Source organism: Micromonospora deserti (genome assembly GCF_003236335.1).
Classification (GTDB): Bacteria; Actinomycetota; Actinomycetes; order Mycobacteriales; family Micromonosporaceae; genus Micromonospora; species Micromonospora deserti.
Genome location: NZ_POUB01000461.1, coordinates 1 through 2,468 on the forward strand (window position 1 = coordinate 1; position 2,468 = coordinate 2,468).

Consider the following 2,468-nt stretch of genomic DNA (forward strand, 5'->3'; position numbering starts at 1 on the left):
ACCCCGAGGAGTCCCGTGGGCGCACCCCCCACCCGGGTGGCCGACCGCGCGCTGGCCCGGCCCCGCCGGCGACTGGCCGCCGCCGCGGCGGCGCTCGTCGCGCTGGCCGCCGTCGGCGCCGCTTCCCTGCTCGACCTGCGCACCCCCGCACCGCGTCCGGTCGACGCGCCGCCGGGCGAGTTCAGCGCCGCCCGGGCGTACGAGCATGTCAAGGTCATCGCGGCGCGCCCGCACGTCGCCGGGAGCCCGGCCAATGACCAGGTACGCGCCCACATCGAGGGGGTGCTGCGCGGGCTGGGCCTGGAGACCGGGGTGCAGGACACCGTCGCCCCGGAGGCGGGGCAGCTGAGCGGGGCGGCCGGCGGGGCAACCCTGGCTCGGGTCCGCAACGTGGTGGCCCTGCTCCCCGGCAGCGACCCCACCGGGAGGGTCTTCCTGGTCGCCCACTACGACTCGGTGCAGTCCGGCCCAGGCGGCAACGACGACGCGGCCGGCACCTCCACCATCCTGGAGGTGGCCCGGGCACTGGCCGCCGGCCCCCGGCCGCGTAACGACATCGTCCTCGTGCTCACCGACGCCGAGGAGGCGTGCCTCTGCGGCGCCTCGGCGTTCGCGTCGAGCCACCCGCTGGCCGCCGACGGCGGGGTGATGCTCAACCTGGAGGCCCGGGGCTCCACCGGGCCCGTGATCATGTTCGAGACGTCGCGGGACAACGCGAAGCTGGTGGACGTCTTCGGCCGGGCCGCCCCGCACCCGGTGGGCACCTCGTTCGCGGTGGAGATCTACCGGGCGCTGCCCAACGACACCGACTTCACCGCGTTCCTCGACGCGGGCTTCGCCGGGCTGAACTCGGCGTACATCGACGGCGGGGCGATCTACCACACGCCGCTGGACACCCCGGCCAGGATGGATCGGGCCAGCCTTCAGCACCACGGGGACAACGCCCTCGGCCTGGCCCGGGAGTTCGGCCGGGTCGACCTGGCCGCCCTGCGCTCCGGCCACGACGCCACCTACTTCCCGGTGCCGGGCGGGCTGGTCCGCTACCCCGGGTGGCTGCCCGTGCCGCTGGCACTGCTCGCGCTGGCCGCCGTGGTGGCGCTCGGCTGGCTGGCCCGCCGACGCGGTCGGGTCAGCACCGGCCGGCTTGCTGCCGGATTCGGCCTGGCCCTGGTGCCGATCGTGGCCGCCCCGGTCGCCGCCCAGCTGCTCTGGGCGGCGGTCACCGCGATCCGGCCCGGCCACGCCGAGCTCCTCGACCCGTACCGGCCGACCTGGTACCGGCTGGCCGTGCTGTCGCTGGCCGCCGCGATCCTGTTCGCCTGGTACGCGCTGACCCGCCGCTGGGCCGGCCCGGCCGCGCTGGCGATCGGCGGGCTGGGCTGGCTGGCCCTGCTCGGGGTACTGCTCGCCGCGGAGGCGCCGGGCGGGGCGTACCTTGCGAGCCTGCCGGCGCTGGCCGGTGCGCTGGCCGGACTGGTCGCGCTGCGCACCCGGATCGACGGGCCGTGGCCCGTCGTCGCGGTGACCCTGGCCGGTGCGGTGGCCGTGGTGATCCTGCTGCCGACGGTGGTGCTGCTCTTCCCGGCGCTCGGCATGGCGATGGGGGGCGTCGCGGCGCTGGTCGCGGCGCTGCTCGGGCTGGCCGCGCTACCGGTGGTGGACCTGCTGCACCCGCCAACCGGCGGGCAGCGGGGCGTGGCCGCGGCCCCGGCCCGCCGGCTCGACGCGCCGCCCGCCGTCGCCGCCGGGCTCGCGGCGGCGGTCCTCGCCGGGGCCGGGCTCTCGGTCGACCGGTTCGACGCCGCGCACCCCGCACCTACCCATCTGATGTACGCCCTGGACGCCGGCACCGGCCAGGCCCGCTGGCTCAGCCACGAGTCCGACCCGCAGCCCTGGACCGACGGCTACGTCGACGGGGTCGGTGAGGTCGAGGACTTCCCCGGCCTGGGGGACACCGAGTTGCGCGCCGGCCCGGCGCCGGCGGCGAACCTGCCCGCGCCGGAACTGGAGGTCCTCGCCGACACCACCGCCGGCGCCGAGCGCACCCTGCGCCTGCGGCTCACCCCGCAGCGCCCGGTCCGCCTGGCCAGCCTGCACGTCGACACGGCCACGGCGGCGGTGCTCCACGCGGAGGTGGCCGGCCGGTCAGTGCCGGTCGAGGCGCGGGAGGGCCGGTGGGGTTTCGGCGTGGTCTTCCACGCCCCGCCCGCCGAGGGCATCGAGCTGACGCTGACCGTCACGCCGACGGCGGGGCAGGTGGCGCTGCGCGCGATGGACGCCAGCGACGGCCTGGACGCCCTGCCCGGGTTCCGCCCCCGGCCGCCGGATGTCGGGATCGCCGGGGCCGGCCCGGCCGCGCTGGCGATCGGCGGGCTGGGCTGGCTGGCCCTGCTCGGGGTACTGCTCGCCGCGGAGGCGCCGGGCGGGGCGTACCTTGCGAGCCTGCCGGCGCTGGCCGGTGCGCTGGC

1 protein-coding gene is annotated in these 2,468 nt (G+C 77.8%); it reads left to right on the forward strand.

Annotated features, from left to right (window positions below; all coding sequences use genetic code 11):
* Nucleotides 1-15 precede the first annotated feature (15 nt).
* Nucleotides 16-2,468, forward strand: a 2,453-nt coding sequence (locus tag C1I99_RS31140; protein ID WP_111137714.1) for a M28 family peptidase, incomplete at its 3' end; no start/stop codon positions are given.